The organism is Lactovum miscens, assembly GCF_014202895.1.
Lineage (GTDB): Bacteria > Bacillota > Bacilli > Lactobacillales > Streptococcaceae > Lactovum > Lactovum miscens.
Window position 1 is genome coordinate 128443 of sequence record NZ_JACHHV010000001.1, and the last position, 21109, is coordinate 149551.

Sequence of the window (21109 nt, forward strand, 5' to 3'; positions counted from 1 at the left end):
TACTCTATGTGTCTAACATTGTCAAGGCGTCCACACAAAAAGTGAAATTATCTTGCAAATATTTCTGAAACGATTTTGATCTTTATATAAGACCTTAATATCATGTCTTGGTCTTATATAAAATTTGACATCTTTACTCAAAACAATCAATAAAATCTTGGATAAGTGCATCTCGTTGCTTAATCCATTCATCCCGTTCATCTTTAAGATGAACACGATTTGAAAGAAAAATTACTGCTTGCTTTTGCTTAAGATTCATCATGAGAAAGGTACCAGTATAACCAGTGTGAATCAACCATTCTTCAGTTTGGAAGCCCCAGCCCATACTTCTGACTCGATGCGAATCTGGTGAATAATTCTCATAAAGTTTCAAATATTTTTTATCATAGAGATATGAATTAATAAAATATTGAAGATCTTTCATACTACTAAAAAGCCCGGCTGACCCACAATGTCCGCCCAAGACCTGTGCCTTCGGATCGTGAACAATTCCTGCTGGTAACTTATAATCCGTCACCACCGCATTTTCCACTGGACTATATGTGGTTTCAAACATTTTTCGAGGAATAAAAACCTTTTCCGCCAAAAGCTGATCAAGATCTTTCTCAAAGATTTCTTCCAACATAAAACCAAGTAGGATAAAATTTACGTCTGTATAATAAAAAGATTGATCGGTTTTAAGCTCAAGTCCCAAAATTACTTTTTTGAGCTCACTAAACCCCAGTTCATTTCTATTCTCAATGTAAGGATTTATTCCAGTTGTATGTGTTAGAAGCTGACGTACTGTAATTGACTTTTCATGCCAATTAGGTAAGTAAGATTTTAAGCTATGGTCTAAATCAATTCGTCCAGCCAGAACTTCATCAATTACTAAGCTTCCAGTTCCAACTACTTTGGATACTGAGGCTAAATCCCACCTTTTTCCTGCTTTTAAGCGCTTTTTCTCAGGCAGAATTTCCTCATTACCCAATAAATAATAATGCTGAGTCTCATCTCTGTCAATTAGGGTAAACTCACAGCCAGGAAAAACTTCACGCGCCAAATAATCATTGACGCGTGTTATGAATTTTTTCTCGTTAATCATAATATAACTTTGCTCATTTTTTAAACCAAAGCTCAAGCCCTTGATCTGGCAGACTAACATTCAATAAACGCTCTTCCGAATCCATGTATGGACTAAATGAAGAAAAACCTTCTTTCAAAGCTGAAAAATTTGTTTCTTTGGACATTGTAACTTCTAAGGCTTCAAGATCCCATGTGTTTTCCAATTTTTCAGGAGCTTCTTCATTGAAGTTAATAAGCGTATTTTCTCCTCCAACAATAGCTAAAAGAGGTGCAAAGCTTTGATAAGCCAAAAGTTCGTCGGTAACATTGATCGTTAATTCTGAAACCTCAAAGTCAGATAAACCAACAAAGGCATCCGTTTTAATTTCTTCATATGGATGACTAGGTAACAGCCAGAAAACATCTCCTTCTGGAGAGATTGTTTCAAAACCAGCTTCAGAATCAGTAAATTCTTTGACAGCATCTTTATTTCTTTCGATCAGCTCAACAATTTCATGAACATTAGCACGGAGAACGGTAATCTTGTGTTTTTTAATCTTTCCCGATGCAGAGTTTCCCTCTTCACCGGGTGACTCCTCAAGTAAAATATGGGTTTTCTTAGATTTAAAAGCGCCAAGTTCAACCATAGTGCCTTCTTCAAGTATAACTTTCATACCTAAAACATTCCGAAAGAAGTTAAGATTCTCTTCACGATTGTTTACACGGTAAACTGGTTTAATTTCTAAAACTGACATTACTACCTCTTATTTTTCTTGAAAATCTTGTCAAAATTATTATTCCTAATTTTACCAAATTATATCGCAGCTTGCAAAATGAATCATAACATCTATAAGAATTACAGAGCAATAAGGGCAATTAGGAAAGAAAAGCCTACCTAACAACTAAATTGATTAAACAGACTTGAGTTATTTTTTATAAGTAAATCAATTTGAAGAGGGAAATTGCAGCGATACCTGCTAAAATTGGCATCAGGAATGGAACTGGAGCATACCACCATTTACTGTCACCCTTAGCTTGCCCAAGAACTGATTTTGGAAGTAACCAGTGAACCAAACGGGGTCCAAAATCACGGCCAGTATTAAGACCTGGCCCTGTAGGCCCGCCTAATGACGATACGAGTACCATAACCAAGAAACCAAGCGCCATATGGGCGATTGAAAGCCCCGGGAATGCAAATTGTTTTGAAAGCATAACAACTGTTGCATCTGTAGCCTTTGCCCCTTGTGACACATATGATTGAGTCAAGTAAGGAATCGTTTCAGACCCAAAAAATAGTTTCGTCAATCCCATCGCACCAAAAAAAAGGATAAATGAGCCAACAAATTCATTAGCAGAACCATTAATTAGAGAAGCAACACGAGTTTGCTTTGTTCCATCATCCACTGCAGCTATGGTCGAGAATGACCCCAGAATGGCATTTGGATTCTCTGTCTTGCGATAGAACGGTAAGTAAACGGCAACAACTACTAATTGACCAAATATGGCACCAAGCAATTGTGCAATCAAATAAGGTAGAACGTGCGCCCATGGGAAAAGTCCAGCAACAGCAAGCCCCAAAGTGAAGCCTGCATTGATATGATTTCCCGAAACATTGCCAAACATCAATGCTGGAAGCATGACTCCGACACCATATCCCCATCCGATTATCATCCAAGTTTGACCATGTGCCTTCGTTCCTTTAAGCTCAACGTTTGCGACAGCACCATTTCCTAGAATAATAAGAAGAGCTGTCCCAATGAATTCTGTGAGATATTTTATACTCCATGAATAATCCATAAATCCTGAAATCTCCTAAGTCTTTTTTTTAAACAATCTAGTATACCAAAATATTTTTATTTGTTGTTGTGCACTCCTTTGAGGTCTCACAAATTTCAAGCACATCTTAAACATCTTTTTAGAATTTTTTCTTTTTAATTAAAGCTTTTTGATTTTCTGGTTATTTCTTCATTACCAGCCTATGATATAATAATTAAAAAGAATTGGGATTCATTTGCTTGCCTTTGGAGGAATTTAGAATGGTAAAATTTAATCATTTTTCAATCGTTGAAAAAACTTTTGAAGAAAAAAATTCAGAATTGAAAAGTCTTGGCTTTGAATTTGATAACAAATCTGAAAAAGAAGTCTTGAATAATTTCTTTTCAGTTGCCCCCATAGATGAAGCCTCACTGCAAGCCAGCGATAAATTAAGTTTTACATCTTTCTTAAATTCTAATGAAAACCTAAACTGGGTTATCTTCTGGACTCTTGCTCTTCAAGTCCAAGATTTTATTGTCAACTTTGAGTTTAAGCCGGAAAAATCAATTGAATTTGCAAAATCCATCAATCTTCCCATGATTGATTCTGAAATGTCAGTAGACAATTTAATTTCCGCCATTTACTTACTGCTTCTTTCACGCCGTAAGAATGGAATGAGTCTCATTGAATATTGGGTCAGCGAAGGTTTGATCCCAGTTGACAATCAATATCACTTTTTTAATGATAAAACACTTGCCAGCTTTGATACTGCAGTTGTCAAACGAGAGAAGGTTTGGGTTGAAACAAGCTTGGATAGCCAAAAATGTGGCCAATATGATCTGGTCTATGTTGAAATCCACCGTCCTGCTTTTGTGGGTAAAATCCCAGTGGTTATGACCGCAAGCCCCTATCACCTTGGGATGAATGAGACTGCCAGTGAAAACAGACTTCATAAGATGGAGACTGAGCTTTCAGAAAAACAGATTCATGAAATAATTACTCAACCTGTCTTGCCAGTAGATCCGAACTATGAAAAATCTAAAGTTTATTCAACAACTGAAGCTGAACAAAGTTTCACACATTCTTGGACTTATTCTCTAAATGATTATTTCTTAGCCCGGGGCTTTGCATCAATCTATGTAGCCGGAATTGGGACCAAAGATTCTGATGGATTTCAGAGTTCGGGAAATTATCAGCAAGTTTACTCTATGAAAGCAGTGATCGATTGGTTGAACGGACGCACACGTGCCTTCACTTCGCGTTCTCGAGAAAAAGAGGTTAAAGCTGATTGGGCAAATGGGAAAGTTGCCATGACGGGACAATCTTACCTTGGTACGATGTCTTACGGTGTTGCAACAACTGGAGTTGATGGACTTGAAGTTATCTTGACTCAAGCTGGAATTTCAAGTTGGTATAATTATTACCGTGAAGGTGGTCTGGTTCGCTCCCCTGCTGGTTTCCCGGGAGAAGATCTTGATGTCCTTGCTGAATTAACTTATTCTCGAAACATGTCTGGAGCGGATTATCTCTCGGGAAATGAGATTTATCAAAAACAACTTGATGAAATGACTCGAGCACTTGATCGTAAATCTGGTGACTATAATCAATTCTGGGAAGACCGAAACTATCTTCCAAATGTCAAAAATGTTAAAGCTGATGTGTTGATTTTGCATGGTTTACAAGACTTCAATGTTACTACTGACCAAGCTTATAATTATTGGAATGCCATTCCTGAAACGGTAGCCAAGCATGCCTTCTTACACCGTGGCGCTCACTTGCCAATTCACAATTGGCAATCAATTGACTTTACGGAGGTGATTAACGCCTATTTTACTGCCAAATTGCTTGGACGTGATCTCAATTTGAATCTTCCACCCGTGATTCTTCAAGAGAACAATAAGTATGAATCATGGACAAGCCTTGATGGTTGGGGAAAATCTGGTCGTTTGCAACACAACTTAGGAAGTGGTACTACAACTTTTGAAAATCATTACAATGCAGACGACTTTGATCGATATTGCAAAGACTTCCAGGTTTTCAAAAATGAACTTTTTGAAGGGAAAACAAATGCTACTATTGTAAATATTGACATTCCTCAAGAAATTATTATTAATGGTGCCCCTGAACTTGAAATTAAATTGAAAATAAATGATTCAAGAGCACTACTTTCCGCCCAGCTTCTTGATTTTGGCCAGAAAAAGCGTCTCCCTGATCATCCTGTAACAGTTGAAGCAAATGCCTTGGACCGTGGTCGCCTCTTTAAACAAGAAAACCTTGTTGAAATTCCCCTTCAGAATAGCCCTTACCAAGTTATTTCTAAAGGTTTTCTTAATCTTCAAAACCGCGAAAGTCTCATGAATGTTTCAAGCATCCTTCCTGGTAAATGGATGACTTTCAGACTCAAGCTTTTGCCAAGCATCTACAAGCTTAATATGGGTGATAAGATACGTATCTTAATTTATAGCACTGACTTTGAGCATACTATCCGTGACAACCGTGAAGTAACTTATGAGATAGATTTAGCGGCTTCAAAAATTATATTGCCACATTAATTTTGACTTATCACAAAGTTGAGTCAATCTTTTACAACATGTGGGATTTTCTATTAGGGTTGCTCTATGCTTTAATTGACTTGATTATATTAACTCTTATCTCTGGGACCATATGGTCGATTATTTCTACTAAACTTTAATCTAAACGTTATTCATAAAAAGTGACTGTCCATCAAGAATTAGTTTTTCAGCCAAGATTAAATTCTTGGCTTTTGTAATTTTGAATTAGTCAGACAATCTTCAATTTGACTTACACAATTCAAACTTTTTTATATTTTGTGTTGAATAGCTATATTTTGATAGCTTTTCTAAACTTTTTACAAAACTTAATAACCTGCTTCTAACAATCACTCGTTAATCTCTACCTTCAAATTTTCAAAACAATTAAGCTTTCTTCAACTTACGGACTAACGAATATTTTTAACAAAAAATAGCCTCCAAATGTTAGATATTAGGTTGAACATTTGGAATCAACAGTATTTTATTTAAAGGGTTCTATCAGGTTGTTTTAATTGTTTTTTTTTCGTTAATCTGTATATTTTCTCCATCGTATGCTTTTCTATAGGTTTTGTACATCTTAATAGTGGTAGGAATTAGGATTGAAGTGGATCCTAACCAAGCCAGAGGACTAGCAAAAACTACAATATGATAACTCATTAGTGAAACACCTATAACAGCTACGACGACACGAGAGATAAGCTCCATAAAGCCACAAATTGTTGGAATTTTGGTGTCTCCCAGGCCCTGCAAAGTAGACCTCGTAATAAAAAGGACTGCCAAAACCCAGTAAAAGGAAGAATTGGCGACATAGTAAATCCGCGTAAGTTCAATAATCTTGGTTGCTGAAGCTGTAATAAAGGCGGTAGTCACATAAAAGTGAAAAATTTGCAATAAGACAGCAAAAACAATCGACCATATGATGCCTATCCATAGAGAATCAGCCAGCCCTTCATTTATGCGATTGTACCGTTTAGCACCATAATTTTGGCCCGCAAAAGTAGCCATGGCTAGCCCCAATGAAATCATAGGTAACATAGCAAATTGATCAACTTTTGAAGCAATTGAATTGGCGGCTACCGCATTCTCACCCAACATATTTAGAGCTACCTGTAAAGTGATAGAACCAATAGCGATAATTGAAGACTGAAAAGCCATTGGGAAGCCTAATCTAGCATGCTCTTTAACTTCAGCTTCATCATATTTGATATCTGATTTACTAAAATGTAATTCTGGCACTTTTCTTTTAATATAAATTATAAGATAAAAAACAGAAAATAGTTCAGCCATCAAAGTGGCCAAACCAGCTCCCCAAACTCCTGTATGAAAACAAAGGATTACAATATAGTCAAGTCCGATATTTAAAACCGAAGCCAAAATAATTGCATAAAGTGGAGTTTTTGAATTTCCAAGCGAACGCATGGCATTTGCCAAGTAAGCATATAGATTGGGGATGATCATTCCTCCGAGACCAAAATACATGAAGTCACGACTGTTATTAATCAAATCGCTCGGTGTTTGCATCACTTGAAGAATCTGCTGAAGAAAAGCAGAGGAGATAAGCCCCAAAATCAAGGAGATAATCACCGTAAAACTGAGCCCAGTAAAGAAGGACCTGCGAACACCGCCTTCATCTTTTGCTCCAAAACGTTGGGCCATGATAATTGTCAAACCACCTGTCATGCCTTGAGCAAAGCCAACAATTAAAAAATTAATTGCGCCCGTTGCTCCAACAGCTGCCAAAGCCATTGGCCCGAGTGTTTGACCCACAATTAAAGTATCTACAGTGGCATAAAACACCTGAAAAAAATTCCCAATAAGGAGGGGAATTGTAAACCAGATTATACCTCTAAGTATTGGGCCTCTTGTTAAGTCACTCATTTCTATATTGTAGCTTTTTCTATTTTAAAAACAATCTTTATTTTGTCTTTTGAGTAGAAAACTTTTCCTTTTGTTTGAATTTCTTTGAAAATAATAAGCAAGAGTCAATCTTGACTCTTGCTTATTTTAATTATTTATTTGAGTGTATTCTCAAGACGTTTGATTACTTCGTCACGGCCAAGAATTTCAAGAGCTTCATGAAGTTGTGGACCATGTGTGTATCCCGTTGTGGCAACTCGAATTGGCATCCAAAGTAATTTACCCTTAATTCCAGTTTCATTTTGAACTTCTTTAAACAAAGGCATAATATTATCCGCCTTAAAATCGACTTCACTCATAACTGAAATGTGCTTATAAAAAGACTTCACAGCTATCATAGCTGTTTCTTCAGACATGACTGCTTTTTCAGCCTCTCCAAGTTCTGGGTAACCTTCATAGAAGAAATTTGTCAACTGAATAATCTCTTCAGCAAACTTAAGTTGCGGTTGATAAAGTTTAACCAATGCTTCGGCATGCTCATCAAAACGATTTGCAGCTTCAAGGAATGGCTTGCAAAGAGCAACGACATCGCTAAGCTCAGATTTCTTAATATATTCTCCGTCTAGCCAGTCAAGTTTCTTTTGATCAAATGAAGCAGGTGCTTTTGATAAACGTTCTGGATCGAATAATTTTACCAATTCATCTAAACTAAAGATTTCTTCCTCACCTCCAGGATTCCAGCCAAGGAAGGCAATAAAATTAAAGATAGCTTCAGGCAAATAGCCCTTTAAACGGTAATCTTCAATAAACTGAAGCGTATTTGTATCGCGCTTTGAGAGCTTTTTGCCCGTCTCTGTATTGATAATCAAAGTCATATGGGCGAAACGTGGTACTTTCCAGCCAAATGCTTCATAGATACCTAATTGTTTTGGTGTATTGGCAATATGATCATCTCCACGTAAAACGTGCGTGATATCCATCAAATGATCATCTACTACTACAGCAAAATTATAGGTAGGGTATCCATCTGCTTTTTGAATAACCCAATCACCGCCAAGATTTGAGCCTTCAAAACTTGTCTTACCTTTAACAATATCATCCCACTCATAAACAGCAGAATCATTCACGCGGACACGGACAGTTGGAATAATTCCAAGTGATTTGCGCTTTTCTTGATAAGACTTAACCTCATCATCGCTCATGCCTTTGTATTCATATTCATAGTGAGGGGCAATCTTTAGAGCTTCCTGACGTTCATGGATCGCTTCCAATTCCTCTTGAGTCATATAACTATAATAAGCTTTGTCTTCTGCCAAAAGTTGGTCAATATATTGATGATAAATATCAAGACGCTCAGATTGACGATACATCTCGTGAGTTTCTGGTGACTCATCCCAATCCATACCTAACCAACGCAGGTTATCAAGTTGTGAACGTTCACCATCTTCAACGTGACGTTTGCGATCTGTATCTTCAATACGGATAATGAAGGTTCCACCAAAATGGCGAGCAAATAGATAATTAAAAAGTGCTGTTCGTGCGTTACCGATGTGCAGAAGTCCTGTCGGGCTTGGCGCATAACGGACGCGAATTTTATCGGTCATTATTACTTCCTTAGTTTTTCAATCCTTTTCATTCTATCACAAATTTTAATCATCTTCCACAACCGAACAGGTTACGTATTTTTGATACTGCATCACTTAGAAGGTTCATTTTTTGTATAAGCCAACTGCTGAAAATATTACTTTTTCCAAAAAAGGCTTTTAGATTTTTTGTTAAATTCCGGCCAAACCTTTTTGGCAAACTTTTCTCGGATTTTATGAACTGCAGCATATCGAACAGGATTCTTTTTATAGAAATCCTGATGGTATTCTTCAGCTGGCCAAAAAGTAGTAGCCTCTTTAATTGGCACAATAATTTCCAAGGTGCCAAATCTTCCAGAAGCTTGGAGGGCTTTTTTACTCTTCTCAGCCAAGGCTGCTTGTTCTGAACTTGAGACAAAAATAACAGGGCGATAAGAATCTCCTCGGTCATAAAATTGTCCGTTCGCATCTGTTGGATCAATCAATTGCCAGTATAGTTCTAGTAAGTCTGAATAAGACACAATTTCATTATCAAATTCGATTTGAACTGCTTCAACATGACCTGTCCAATGACCACTAACCTCATCATAGGTCGGAAATTCCTTATCGCCACCTGTAAAGCCACTTAAAACACTTATAATTCCTGGGCGTGTTTCAAATGGTTCTACCATACACCAGAAACATCCACCTGCAAAAATTGCTTTTTCATTCATAAACAAATTATAACAAATTGATAGAAAACCCGTGTTATAATGGCTCAAATGAAAAAATTAGAAATTATAAATCTACTTTATAACTTAGTTCTTGATCGAAATATTCGTGATTGGGAGCGTTCTCAGCTCATGTGCGCTTTGAGAAATATTGAGGCAGGGAAACCAGTTAAGGCTGAGATTACGGATGTTGAGATACATTTCCGCCCTCTTGCCATCCGTTCTAACCTTACTCCAAAAGCTGCTGAATTTTATGAGAAGATTACATCAGATAGTCTATTTTCCCCTGGATTGGGCGGAGTGCTTGAGAGTTTCACTGGAAAGAAATAAACAAAATTCAGCTTTGGGCTGAATTTTTGTTTATTTAAATTAATCGCCAAAACTAATCCCTACGTTACGAGCCGCCTTCATCAAGCGATTTTCTTCAGTAACAGGTTTAGCCACACCGGCAACCTCGCTCAAGAGATTATGATGTATGTCTCCTTCAATTTTTGCAACCGTCACACCATAAACCTCATTTTCAATCAACTTAGCAGCATAATCACCTAGTTGCATCGTATAGTTAATATCATAAGCATTTGGTGCGCCACCACGAAGAAAATGCCCTGGCACTGCCGTTCTCATTTCTTCTGGTATTATCTTAGCAAGTTCAGCCGCCAATTTATCAGAAACAAAATTGTACCCAGCTGCTTTTCTTTCAAGAACTCGTTCTTTAAATTTACGTGACTCACCTTTAGAAAAGGCACCTTCTGCCACAGTTACAATCGCATAATTTCTTATCTTCAGGGTTTTCTTGATGGCACCTGCTACCTTCTTAATATCGTAAGGGATTTCTGGGAGCAGGATAACATCTGAGCCTGAAGCCACCCCAGTCTCAAGCGGAAGCCATCCTACTTTATTTCCCATGATTTCCACAAGGAAGATGCGTGAATGCGAGGCCGCCGTTGTTTTCAAAACCTCGATGTATTCAACTCCACGTTGAATGGCTGTTTGGTAGCCAAAAGTTTCTTCAGTACCAAAAATATCATTATCAATCGTCTTAGGCAATGCCACAATATTCAATCCTCTTTGTGAGAGAAGGTTGGCTACTTTGTGTGTCCCATTTCCTCCTAAAGTTACCAATGCATCGAGCTTCAGCGCCTTATAATTTTCAACCATACGATCAGCCTTAGAGTAGCCCTTGTCATTCTTTACATCAATTGTTTTGAATGATTGACGGATTGACCGAAGAAAAGTTCCTCCTTTATCAAGCAGATCATCAAAATCTCTTAGTTCTAACTTTTTGAAATTTAGATCAATAAGTCCAGTATAGCCATCATAGATTCCAATTAATTCAACTTCGTCTAGTCGGGTGTATAAACTACGAGCCAAAGCATAAATAGCTGGATTTAATCCTGCGCAGTCTCCTCCGCTTGTCAAAATTCCTATTTTTCGCATTTTTTTCTTCCTATTTCTTGGGCTTAGCTTCTTTTTCAGATTTTGGTCCCATTTCGGCAAGAACGCTTTGCGAATCAATCGCCACTTTTCCTGCTTTAACATGTTTATACTTGCCTTTGCTATTCTGCTCACTTGCATTAACATTATCTGCTAAACATGTTTTTAATATCCAAGCTAGTTTTTTACGAGCGTCTTTGTCATATATTGGAGTTGCCACTTCAACCCGGCCAGTTAAGTTTCGTGTCATGATGTCAGCAGATGAGATATAGTATTTACGGCTTTCTTCTTTGGCACCGAAAACAAAAATTCTTGAGTGTTCTAAATAACGGCCAACAATTGAGCGGATCTTTATATTTTCAGTTTTTCCAGGAACTCCAGGAATCAAACAACAGATACCCCGAACGATGAGTTCAATCTTTACCCCTTCCTGAGAAGCCTCTATGAACTTCTTCATCAGATCTTTTTCCGTTAATGAGTTCATCTTCATAACAATACGAGCAGATAAGCCTGATTTGGCCTTTTCAATTTCTTCATCAATCAACTCTATAAGTCTTTGTTTCATCAGTAGTGGTGAGACCAAGAGATGCTCTGCTTGTTGAACAAAGCTTTCCGCCTGGATATTTATAAAGACTTGTTTAACTTCACTAGCAATATCAGCATTTGCTGTCATTAGAGCGACATCAGTATAAAAACGAGCTGTTGTTTCATTGAAATTGCCTGTGCCAATTAAAGCAATTTTTTGGTTATTTGAAAGCTCAATTAATAAAAGTTTTGAGTGAACCTTGTAACCTGGTAACCCATAGAGAACATTTACACCAGCTTTTGATAACTGATCAGAAAGTTCAATATTGTTTTCCTCATCAAAACGGGCACGCAGTTCAACTATACAAGTAACTTTTTTACCTAATTTACTGGCTTTGATTAAACTTTCTACAATTTTAGAATGCTTCGAGGCACGATAAAGGGTCATTGAAATTTCAGTCACCCGTTCATCTTTAGCAGCTTGGTGTAAGAGATTAACCATCCCTGAAATACTTTCAAAAGGATAGGAAACCAGGACATCTTTAGATGAAATTTGATTAATCAAATCGCCATTTTCATCAAGCCCCAAACTCTTTACAGGTTTGCGAATTGGGAAATAAAGTTTTGGTTTCATTTTTTTATCAAACAACGGTTCAAGTTCCGAAATATAATTAAACTCTAAAGGTGTCAAGTATTCAAAGAACTGACGCTTAAAAAGATAGTTGCTCCGGGCCAGGTAGTTAATCAACTTTGGTACAGCATCGTTGGCCTGATATTTTATCATGATTGGTGCACGTAAGTTTCTTACTTCAACAATTTTTGCCATGGTATCTGAAAAGTTAGGATCGTAATCGTAAAGGCCATCATCCTCATCAATATCAGCATTTCTCACGACTGAAAAAATCATTTTATCTTCTATTGTAAACTTATGGAAAACACGGTCTGCATAAAATAAAATCAGTTCTTCAACCAGAATAAATTTACCAGGGTTACTTGGAAGGCAAATAATGCGCTCTACCTTATTAGGATTAGGGACTGGAAGAAAACCGAAACGGTTGTTTCCATTTTTCGTGATTAAGGTACAGCCAACAATTATTTGATCATTCTCAAAGAATGGCATTGGGTGCTTTTTCTCAACAATAAACGGTGTTATCAAAGGTGCAATTTTAAACTTAAATATGCGACGGAGGTATTCCTCATCTTTTTTTTCAAGCTTATCTGTTGATTCAATGTGAATTACCCCATACTTCCTTATCTCTTTATTAACTTGTTGGTAAGTTTCGTTAAACCGTTTAATCAATCGTCGTGTCGCACGGAATACATAGTTAAGCTGTTGATTGACCGTCATCTTTGTTTGATTATCTTTCCAATCATCATCAAGCAAAAGTTGATCTCCCAACATCCCGACACGAACACGGAAAAATTCATCTAGATTGCCCATAAAGATCGACAAAAACCTTAAGCGCTCAAAAGTCGGAATTGAAGGACTTTCAGCTTCTTCCAACACGCGTTCATTAAATTGCAACCAGCTTAGTTCACGATTCGTGAAAGCGTCAACATTAGCATCTTGTGCATCTTGTGTATTTTGCATGTTATTACTTTCTGAAATTTCTAACTATTTTATTTGCTAAATTTTAACATAAATTATGATATAAAAAGTAAGTTCTTGCCTAAACTTAATCATAGATTTATTTAGTTACCCGGTATTTTTATTTTCTAAATTTAGCTACTGTTGAACTAAATGTAATACAAGAACTCCATAAGCAATCGTTTCGGAGACAATAAAGCTTAATATCCAATTATCTGTTAAATTTGTTTGATATATTAAAACAAGCGTAGCCGAAGCCGATAAAAAAATAATGAAAAGTTATGTAAAGCTTTTAATATTCAATAAAAACCTTAAAAAAAAGGTGGAAGTTTGGCCAGAATCACTAAATACTAAACTATTATGAATTCTGGTTCAATTTCTCAACCTTATTTTTTTATGAGCTCACTTCTTGATATCTGCAAAAATCATGCGACCAGCACTTGTCTGTAAAACTTTTGTCACTGTTGCATTAACAGCTTTTCCAATTAATTTATCACTATCCTCAACTACAACCATTGTTCCATCAGGAAGGTAACCGATTCCTTGATGGCGTTCACTTCCTTCCTTTACAATAAGAACAATTAACTCCTCAGCCACCATAACCTGCTGCTTCACTGCATTAGCCAAATTATTTATATTCAAAACTTTGACGCCTTGAATTTCAGCTAATTTATTTAAGTTATAATCATTTGTAACTAACTCAGCTCGAGTTTCAGTTGCAAAACGAAGGAGTTTTGTATCTACTTCCTTCAAGTCCTTATAATCTTTATCAGAAATCTTTATTACAGCATCATTTCCTTGACGAAGCTCGTTAACAAAATCTAGGCCACGACGTCCTTTGGCCCGCTTCAAGCTATCACTTGAATCTGACAATGCTTGAAGTTCAAGCAAAACAAAGTTTGGAATAACGATATTTTCACCCAAAAAACCTGTCTTGATAATGTCAAAAACACGACCATCAATAATCACACTAGTATCTAATAGTTTCGCCTTGGCTACTGAAGTCGTCTTGGTTGACTCATTGATCCTTTTCCCTTGACGAAAAAGAGTACGAACAACATCCTCACCACGACGACTAAAAATAGAATAACCAACATAACCAATAAAAATTATCACTAGAGTTGCTAGGATATTTGACAAAATTGGAATGTGAAGCATTGTGATAGGAATTGATAGTAAAACGCCAATCAATAGACCAATAATGATACCTGAAACACGAAAAATCCCCTTAGTAAGGTTAAGTCCTGCAATGCTGTTATCAAACTTATCTAAGCCACGTATAATGAAATTCATCAGGAATGTAATAATAACAATAAAAATAATTGCACCAATAATTCCATTTGCCCAAACCTGATTCCACCAACTGTCAGCTTTTGTAAACAAACTCCAAAGTGAAGGGAGTGCTGTAATACCAATGTAAGCTCCAATAATTACTGCGAGGACGTATAAAATGATACGTCTCATGGAAATTTAATCCTCTTTTCTGAAATATTATGAAAGCTTTGTAGGTCAATTATAGCACCTTGGTTGCGTTTTCACAATTACATCAATATTAAATTTACTTTAAATTAAGATTAATTTAAAGTAAATTTAACCTAATTTTTTGAAAACCAAGCTTAAAACTTCTGAAATAGTCTCCACTCCTACAACTTCAATACCTTGAACCAATTCAAGATTTTCAAGTGAAGATTTTGGAACATAAATTTTCTCAAATCCAAGTTTGGACGCTTCTAAGATACGTTGTTCCATCCGAACAACTCTTCTGATTTCACCCGTCAACCCAATTTCACCTATAAAAGCTTCTCTAGGCCTTGTTGGTTCTTCTTTATAACTAGAAGCAATTGCAACCGCAATAGCCAAATCGATTGCCGGTTCATCAATTTTCACCCCTCCAGCTGACTTCAGGAAAGCATCCTGATTTTGCATCATTAAACCTGCTCTTTTTTCAAGAACAGCTAGAATCAAACCTACTCTGTTATAGTCAACACCCGATACCGTTCTCTTGGCATTTCCAAAGAGCGTTGGAGTAGTAAGCGCTTGTACTTCAACCAATATTGGACGTGTTCCTTCCAGTGCAGCTACAATGGCGGAACCTGTTGCACCTTCCAAACGTTCACTGAGAAAAACCTCAGACGGATTAAGAACTTGGTGTAAACCACTGGTTTGCATTTCAAAAATTCCAATCTCATTGGTGGAGCCAAAGCGATTTTTTACAGCCCGAAGAATTCTAAATGAATTCTGACTCTCACCTTCAAAATAAAGGACCGTATCTACCATATGTTCTAATGTTCTTGGCCCAGCTAAGGTACCTTCTTTAGTTACGTGACCCACAATAAAAATAGCAATGTTATTCATTTTAGCAATCTGCATAAGTTCATTAGTAACTTGACGAACCTGACTTACTGAGCCTTGAGTTGATTCAATGTCAGGAGACATTATCGTTTGAATTGAATCAATAATTAAAAAGTTAGGCTTTAGTTTTTCAATTTCGTTCCGTACTGATGCCATATTGGTTTCTGCATAAACATAGAAATCAACATCCTTTTCGGTCAAACGTTCTGCTCTAAGTTTAATTTGCTGCGCAGATTCTTCACCCGAGACATAAAGAACATTTCCTTTATTTGCTAATTGGGCAGACACTTGCAAGAGCAACGTAGATTTACCAATTCCTGGGTCTCCCCCAATTAATATTAAAGAACCAGGAACTACCCCGCCACCCAAAACTCTATTAAACTCCTCAATATCTGTGAGAACTCTTGGAACATCTTCCCTATTGACCTCCCCCAGTTTAATTGGATGTGATTTCTCTCCGGTTAAGGTTTTACGTGAATGGACAACTTCTTTAACCTCAACCTCCTCAATGAATGAGGCCCATTCTCCACAGTGAGGACAACGTCCAAGTTCTTTAGGAGACTTGTAGCCGCAGTTTTGACAAACAAAAGTAGATTTTATTTTTGACATATTTTCCTTTTAATTACTTATTCTATTATACTATACGCGAAATATTTAAATAGTATCGTGCATTTACTCTTTTTGAATGTTTAAAATCCACTTATCAACTATCAACATAGATTGCAAAGGCAGTTCATGTCAAAACATCAAATTATTGACATGAAATTTATATTTGTTAAAATAAGAGAGTAATTTTTTTGCCGAAATAGCTCAGTGGTAGAGCACTTCCATGGTAAGGAAGGGGTCGGAAGTTCAATCCTTCTTTTCGGCATATATTTGTCCAACTTAGTAAGTTGGTTTTTTTTAAAAGAAAAACCGTCAATTGGCGGTTTTTCTTTTAAAAATCAAATGCGATATTCCGGGGCTGACTTTGTATTTTCATATACATTTACGATACGGTCAGTTGCACCTGGATCAACTGTTTCAATAGCTGCGGAGATTGTATTAAATGAAGCGGTATAATCGCGTTCACGTTCAAATAATGTCAATGAACGTTGCATTGCTTCAGCCACAGTAGCATTCGAAGACTTAAAACGATTCGCATATTGCATCAGTTGCTCTGCCAATGAAGCATTATCAATCAACTTATCTGTTTCATTCATCAATCGATCAAGCTGTTCTTTTGATAAATCTATCATGTGCTTAATTTGATCCATATTGATACGAATCTTATCCATCTCTTTGAAAAGTTTTTCAATTTGATTCGATACTGTAAAAAAGAGATCTAAATAAGCAGTCGGAAGACCGGGGAGATTACGCTTTTCTACAAAGCGCTTGATCATACGGACCCTCGTATCAAACTCTTGAGCAGTATCACGAGCAGATTTTTCAGCAGATGAAAGTCCAGCAATTTTATTATTGATTTGGACTTGATTTTGTTCAATCTCTTGAAGTGCTGAAATGACCGCATTGACCCGACGATTATTCATTGAATATGGTTGCTCTTGAACTGGCATATCTTTTAATTTTATGATATCCGTTGCTTCAATTTCTAAGTCATCCAAACGTAGTCCAAAAGCTCGAACAGAAGCTTTTTCATTATCAGGTAAAAGGTAACTCTGTAAAGCGTGATCAATTTCAAGAAGTAAGGCCCGATTATTTTCACGTGTATGCTCAATATAATCTTTAAGGATTGGAGCATTCTTTTCAAATTGACGACGGCCATTATATTCTTTCGACAATATTTCGTAAAGTCCATCAATTTGTGACTTAATCTCAGTTAACAAACTTTCTGCACGATCCAACTCGAATCGTTCCAGATTTTCCTTGGTTTCTTTCAGACGACTACGCACATTTTTGATTGATAGCTCAAGGTTGAAAGTCTCAGGGAATTTATAATTCTTTTCTGTAAAGTCTTTATAATTTTCTTCAAGTTCAGTCAATTGCTTTTCGTATTCATCATCAACTAGCTTAATAATTTCAGGAATACGGTCAGTAATATTATTTAAAGCAATGGTATGCTCCTCAGCAATTTCCAAGATTTCAGCCGCTTCAACTGGATCTCCCTTTGAATTTAATTCAACGAATTGATTAAATTCAGTTTCAATATTCCCCAATGATTCTTCAATCATTCCAATGGTTGAACCATAGTGTTCTGCGTTATCAGCAATATGATTACGTAACTTGTCATACATGTCAAGCGCATCTTGGATTTTTGTTGAATTGTACCGTTCTTGCTCCATCAATTCTGATAAACCTTTACGGATAGAATCTGCATCAACTTCCATCATTTGAATCAAACTTTCAGCTTCAAGCGCAGAGTCTTTTGCTTTACCCCAGCGGAAGCTGTCATTCAATTGCTCTGCTTCAAAAATAGAATTTTCAAGTTCAGCAAAAGAATTTTGTGATAAATCTACCCATTTTTGATGCCACTCACGGTAAACCTTTTGAGATGCCCCCACCAAATGCATTGCTTTAACTTTGTCAAATTCTTCCTGAATTGGCAAATCAAAAAGCTCTTCCTTACGCTCTTCAAGCGCAATAATTTGACTTTCAGTTCGACGACGCATCAGCATTGAAAAAACATAAACACCGACAATGACGACAAATATTACAACAAGAACAACAATTATAGTGGTTGACATTTAAAAATTCTTTCTCTGTGGGAATTACAAATATTCTCTTTATTATAGCATAAAATTATTCTGGCTGAAATTAGATAATTTTTGTACCGTGAACAAAGTTTGTCCCCGCAGCTTTGGCTAATTCTTCTTTATTTTCAGCGGTTACTCCCCCGCCAATTATAAAGTCTAGGCGACCATTTGCATAATTTACATATTCAGCAGTTTTCTTAGTATTAACAGCCTTTGTTAACAAACTCCCATGAGTTAGAATTTTCTCAATTCCAGCATCTGCTAAGAGGTCAATTGCTGAAAAAGGATCTTTCAAAGCATCAAAAGCCATATGGAAAGTAACAGGCACCCCTTGCGAAGCAATCACTAATGTATTCATCGCTTCTGTATCAATTTCATTGTCATCGGTAAGTGCTCCAAAGACAAGCGTTTGAGCACCTGCCTCAACCGCTTTAAGAATGTCCGTCTCCATAATTTTCAACTCATGTGAATTGTAAACAAAATCACCACTACGCGGGCGAATCATAACTGCTAGCAAGGTTTGATATTCTTTTAAATAATCAGCCGTTTGAGCAATGACACCATAAGAAGGTGTCGTTCCACCTATTGCTAAATTATCACAAAGTTCTATTCGCTCTACTCCCGCTTGTGCCACACGCGGAATGTCAGTGAAGTTTTCGGCACAGAATTCTCTTATTAACATGCATTTATTGTATCATATAAATATGTTAAAAAAGATTGAAAAATCACGACTTCTTCTTGATAAATATGTGACAAAGCTACGTTGTCCGATTTGCCATAGCAGCTTTTCTTTGGATAATAATGCCTTGATTTGCAAAAACCATCACACTTATAATCTTAGTAAAAAAGGAACCGTTAATTTTTTATCAACCCCAGCCGACACGGAACATTACACCCGTAAAATGTTTGAACCACGTCGTCGCTTGATTCAAGGAGGCATGTATAGAGGATTAACATCACTCATACAAAGGTTTTTATTAGGCAATTCTCTCCTTGATGTAGGAACAGGGGAGGGAAGTTTTCTGAATCAACTTGTTTTCGATGGCCCAAAATTCGGTTTTGATATTGCAAAAGATGGAATTGAAATGGCTACTGAATTTGATATGAACTGTTTCTTGTCTTTAGCTGATCTAACAAATCTTCCTTACGCCGACGAATCAACATCTACAATTTTAAATATCTTGACCCCCTCAAATTACTCAGAATTTAAAAGAGTGTTGCAGACCGATGGGCGGCTAATAAAAGTAATCCCCGGAAAATTTTACTTGCAAGAATTAAGGGAAGCATATGGCTTAGCTTACTATCACAACAATTCTGCGGTTCTTTCACGTTTTGCAAAAGAATTTCCTAATTTTTTACAAAAAGAAATTTATTATGAATTTAAAATTCCTGAAAAATTGAGCGAAGACTTTTTAGACATGAGTCCATTAGAATGGTCTGTTTCAGGAGATTTGAAAGAGAGAATCAAAAAGAATCCCCCTCATACCGCTACAATTCATTTGCAAGTTCTTATCACGAATAATACAAAAAAATAATCAGATAGGTGACAATTGTGTACGCCCACCTGATTATTTGTTAGGCGTTGTTATAGTGACGCACTTTATCTGTCACATCGTGTAGAGCAAATTTGATATCTGATTCAAGAATTTCAGTAGAATTAAACATTTTTTCATACTCAAAAATAGTTAAAGCTTTACGATTATCAAGCATATTTTCATGGAAGTTTTTCAGTAAATGATTTTCAAAGCCATTTACAAGTTGAGCTGAAAAGAACTCTGCGACTGATCCCGATCCATAGCTGAACAAACCAATTTTATCACCCGATTCTAGGTCTGTTGCATTTTCCAAAAGGCTAATTAAGTTAAGAAAAAGTGACCCAGTATAAAGATTACCCACTCTACGGTTATAAACAATTGCTCGCTCAAACTCTTCAAGAAGATGTTTGTCATCAGTCTGTGGAAGAAGTGCTTTCTTGCCCATTTTTGTGTAAGGCGTATGGAAGGTCAAGGCTTTAAAATCAGAAAAATCCAGACCAGTTCGATTTTTATATTCAGTCCAAACTTTAGCAAATGCATTTATGTATGTTTCGTTAGAAAGTTTGCCTTCAACTGTTGGAAATTCATCACCAGTAATTCGCCAAAAATCATAAATGTCTTGCGTCAGAGCGACTGAATCATCTTCTAAGACCAAAATACTTGGGTTTTCAGTAACTAACATTGCAACTGCTCCAGCTCCTTGTGTTGGCTCACCTCCAGTATTCAAACCATAGCGTGCAATATCTGAAGCGATAACTAAAACCTTATGGTCATCACCTGGACTCATCGCAATATGATGTTTTGCCATGATCAGAGCTGCGGTTGCACCATAACAGGCTTCTTTTATTTCAAATGCACGCGCAAAAGGCTGGATACCCAAAAGATGATGAAGTACAACTGCAGAAGCCTTTGACTCATCAACTGAAGATTCTGTTCCAACAATCACCATATCAATAGAAGCCCGATCCTCGGCAGTCAAAATTTTATCTGCAGCATTTGCTGCCATAGTGATAATATCAATATTTGCGGGCGAAACAGCCTGCTCATCCTGACCAATCCCGATATGAAACTTATCTGGCTCTTGATCTCGAGCATGGGCAAGATCTGTCATATCAACATAATAAGGGGGAACGTAAAAACTCATTTTATCAATACCAATATTCATGAAGATATTATAACAAATTTTGTTAAAGACCATTTACAAACTAATTAATTTTCGTAATTAAGCCTTAACTCTTTCTATCTTTTAAAAGCCATTTATTATTTATGTAAAAAATACTATTTCTTTCTTTATAATGAAAAAAAATGGCAAATTGCAAATTTAATTTAGCCACCCCGATACATCTGAAATGGTGTCTGATACTTGAACATTTTTCTTGGATAACAATTCATCCAAGTCTCAATTTTAGCAACTGCTGAAGCTGTTGTTTGCTTCGTTCCTTTGGGTAAGAAGCGTCGGATCATGCGGTTATGATTCTCAT

At 36.6% G+C, this 21109-nt stretch carries 16 protein-coding genes, 1 tRNA gene and 1 pseudogene; 4 read left to right on the forward strand and 14 right to left on the reverse strand.

Going from position 1 to position 21109, the window contains the following annotated elements; translation table 11 throughout:
• Positions 1-133 precede the first annotated feature (133 nt).
• From HNQ37_RS00675 to gla, 3 genes are all read right to left on the reverse strand, one after another.
• Entirely contained in the window at positions 134-1144 is a 1011-nt protein-coding gene (locus tag HNQ37_RS00675; protein WP_425486316.1) for a serine hydrolase domain-containing protein, read from the reverse strand.
• The gene (locus HNQ37_RS00680; protein ID WP_183538292.1) at positions 1098-1799 is read right to left on the reverse strand and encodes a CppA N-terminal domain-containing protein; all 702 of its coding nucleotides are present in this window, start codon (positions 1797-1799) and stop codon (positions 1098-1100) included. The genes HNQ37_RS00675 and HNQ37_RS00680 overlap by 47 nt, the downstream gene beginning before the upstream one ends.
• Positions 1800-1977: 178 nt before the next feature.
• Entirely contained in the window at positions 1978-2841 is an 864-nt protein-coding gene (gene gla / locus HNQ37_RS00685; RefSeq protein ID WP_183538294.1) for an aquaglyceroporin Gla, read from the reverse strand.
• A 239-nt stretch (positions 2842-3080) separates the two neighbouring features.
• On the opposite strand from gla, the gene HNQ37_RS00690 reads away from it, so the two are divergent.
• On the forward strand, positions 3081-5351 hold the full coding sequence (locus HNQ37_RS00690) for a Xaa-Pro dipeptidyl-peptidase (protein ID WP_183538297.1): 2271 nt from the start codon (positions 3081-3083) through the stop codon (positions 5349-5351).
• A 498-nt stretch (positions 5352-5849) separates the two neighbouring features.
• Here the strand turns inward: HNQ37_RS00690 and HNQ37_RS00695 are convergent, their stop codons facing one another.
• The 3 genes from HNQ37_RS00695 to msrA all read right to left on the reverse strand — a co-directional run bounded on the left by HNQ37_RS00695 (position 5850) and on the right by msrA (position 9504).
• The gene (locus HNQ37_RS00695; protein ID WP_183538299.1) at positions 5850-7229 is read right to left on the reverse strand and encodes an MATE family efflux transporter; all 1380 of its coding nucleotides are present in this window, start codon (positions 7227-7229) and stop codon (positions 5850-5852) included.
• A gap of 134 nt (positions 7230-7363) precedes the next feature.
• Positions 7364-8812: a glutamate--tRNA ligase gene (gene gltX / locus HNQ37_RS00700; RefSeq protein WP_183538301.1), complete on the reverse strand. Its 1449-nt coding sequence runs from the start codon at positions 8810-8812 to the stop codon at positions 7364-7366.
• Positions 8813-8949: 137 nt separating this feature from the next.
• A complete protein-coding gene (gene msrA / locus HNQ37_RS00705) occupies positions 8950-9504 on the reverse strand; it encodes a peptide-methionine (S)-S-oxide reductase MsrA (protein ID WP_183538303.1) in 555 nt (184 codons plus the stop codon).
• A 48-nt stretch (positions 9505-9552) separates the two neighbouring features.
• Here msrA and HNQ37_RS00710 point away from each other — a divergent pair, with 48 nt between their 5' ends.
• On the forward strand, positions 9553-9831 hold the full coding sequence (locus tag HNQ37_RS00710; RefSeq protein WP_246415527.1) for a bacteriocin immunity family protein: 279 nt from the start codon (positions 9553-9555) through the stop codon (positions 9829-9831).
• A 39-nt stretch (positions 9832-9870) separates the two neighbouring features.
• On the opposite strand, the gene HNQ37_RS00715 is transcribed toward HNQ37_RS00710, so the two are convergent.
• From HNQ37_RS00715 to radA, 4 genes are all read right to left on the reverse strand, one after another.
• A complete protein-coding gene (locus tag HNQ37_RS00715) occupies positions 9871-10938 on the reverse strand; it encodes a 6-phosphofructokinase (RefSeq protein ID WP_183538307.1) in 1068 nt (355 codons plus the stop codon).
• 10 nt (positions 10939-10948) lie between these two features.
• Entirely contained in the window at positions 10949-13051 is a 2103-nt protein-coding gene (gene ppk1 / locus HNQ37_RS00720; RefSeq protein ID WP_183538309.1) for a polyphosphate kinase 1, read from the reverse strand.
• Positions 13052-13450: 399 nt separating this feature from the next.
• Positions 13451-14512, reverse strand: a complete 1062-nt coding sequence (locus HNQ37_RS00725) for a PIN/TRAM domain-containing protein (protein WP_183538311.1) — start codon at positions 14510-14512, stop codon at positions 13451-13453.
• A 126-nt stretch (positions 14513-14638) separates the two neighbouring features.
• Entirely contained in the window at positions 14639-16009 is a 1371-nt protein-coding gene (radA, locus tag HNQ37_RS00730; RefSeq protein ID WP_183538313.1) for a DNA repair protein RadA, read from the reverse strand.
• Positions 16010-16199: 190 nt separating this feature from the next.
• On the opposite strand from radA, the gene HNQ37_RS00735 reads away from it, so the two are divergent.
• Positions 16200-16271 (forward strand) — tRNA-Thr (locus tag HNQ37_RS00735).
• A gap of 73 nt (positions 16272-16344) precedes the next feature.
• On the opposite strand, the gene HNQ37_RS00740 is transcribed toward HNQ37_RS00735, so the two are convergent.
• Positions 16345-18084: a septation ring formation regulator EzrA gene (locus HNQ37_RS00740; RefSeq protein ID WP_183538315.1), complete on the reverse strand. Its 1740-nt coding sequence runs from the start codon at positions 18082-18084 to the stop codon at positions 16345-16347.
• 70 nt (positions 18085-18154) lie between these two features.
• Entirely contained in the window at positions 18155-18775 is a 621-nt protein-coding gene (locus HNQ37_RS00745) for a copper homeostasis protein CutC (RefSeq protein WP_183538317.1), read from the reverse strand.
• Between the two features lie 22 nt (positions 18776-18797).
• Between HNQ37_RS00745 and HNQ37_RS00750 the strand changes: the two genes are divergently transcribed.
• Entirely contained in the window at positions 18798-19628 is an 831-nt protein-coding gene (locus HNQ37_RS00750) for a putative RNA methyltransferase (RefSeq protein WP_183538319.1), read from the forward strand.
• Positions 19629-19668: 40 nt separating this feature from the next.
• Here HNQ37_RS00750 and HNQ37_RS00755 read toward each other — a convergent pair whose 3' ends face one another.
• Both HNQ37_RS00755 and HNQ37_RS08635 read right to left on the reverse strand, forming a co-directional pair.
• Positions 19669-20793 (reverse strand): hydroxymethylglutaryl-CoA synthase, encoded by a 1125-nt coding sequence (locus HNQ37_RS00755; protein WP_183538321.1) that lies wholly within the window; start codon positions 20791-20793, stop codon positions 19669-19671.
• Positions 20794-20954: 161 nt separating this feature from the next.
• Positions 20955-21109, reverse strand: a pseudogene (locus tag HNQ37_RS08635) (IS30 family transposase); the annotation flags it as partial.

What these genes read in the sequence shown, in the direction of transcription:
- HNQ37_RS00675 (WP_425486316.1), bottom strand. Translation starts at nt 1,144, where the DNA reads ATGTTAGTCTGCCAGATCAAGGGCTTGAGCTTTGGTTTAAAAAATGAG.
- HNQ37_RS00680 (WP_183538292.1), bottom strand. Translation starts at nt 1,799, where the DNA reads ATGTCAGTTTTAGAAATTAAACCAGTTTACCGTGTAAACAATCGTGAA.
- gla (WP_183538294.1), bottom strand. Translation starts at nt 2,841, where the DNA reads ATGGATTATTCATGGAGTATAAAATATCTCACAGAATTCATTGGGACA.
- HNQ37_RS00690 (WP_183538297.1), top strand. Translation starts at nt 3,081, where the DNA reads ATGGTAAAATTTAATCATTTTTCAATCGTTGAAAAAACTTTTGAAGAA.
- HNQ37_RS00695 (WP_183538299.1), bottom strand. Translation starts at nt 7,229, where the DNA reads ATGAGTGACTTAACAAGAGGCCCAATACTTAGAGGTATAATCTGGTTT.
- gltX (WP_183538301.1), bottom strand. Translation starts at nt 8,812, where the DNA reads ATGACCGATAAAATTCGCGTCCGTTATGCGCCAAGCCCGACAGGACTT.
- msrA (WP_183538303.1), bottom strand. Translation starts at nt 9,504, where the DNA reads ATGAATGAAAAAGCAATTTTTGCAGGTGGATGTTTCTGGTGTATGGTA.
- HNQ37_RS00710 (WP_246415527.1), top strand. Translation starts at nt 9,553, where the DNA reads ATGAAAAAATTAGAAATTATAAATCTACTTTATAACTTAGTTCTTGAT.
- HNQ37_RS00715 (WP_183538307.1), bottom strand. Translation starts at nt 10,938, where the DNA reads ATGCGAAAAATAGGAATTTTGACAAGCGGAGGAGACTGCGCAGGATTA.
- ppk1 (WP_183538309.1), bottom strand. Translation starts at nt 13,051, where the DNA reads ATGCAAAATACACAAGATGCACAAGATGCTAATGTTGACGCTTTCACG.
- HNQ37_RS00725 (WP_183538311.1), bottom strand. Translation starts at nt 14,512, where the DNA reads ATGAGACGTATCATTTTATACGTCCTCGCAGTAATTATTGGAGCTTAC.
- radA (WP_183538313.1), bottom strand. Translation starts at nt 16,009, where the DNA reads ATGTCAAAAATAAAATCTACTTTTGTTTGTCAAAACTGCGGCTACAAG.
- HNQ37_RS00740 (WP_183538315.1), bottom strand. Translation starts at nt 18,084, where the DNA reads ATGTCAACCACTATAATTGTTGTTCTTGTTGTAATATTTGTCGTCATT.
- HNQ37_RS00745 (WP_183538317.1), bottom strand. Translation starts at nt 18,775, where the DNA reads ATGTTAATAAGAGAATTCTGTGCCGAAAACTTCACTGACATTCCGCGT.
- HNQ37_RS00750 (WP_183538319.1), top strand. Translation starts at nt 18,798, where the DNA reads ATGTTAAAAAAGATTGAAAAATCACGACTTCTTCTTGATAAATATGTG.
- HNQ37_RS00755 (WP_183538321.1), bottom strand. Translation starts at nt 20,793, where the DNA reads ATGAATATTGGTATTGATAAAATGAGTTTTTACGTTCCCCCTTATTAT.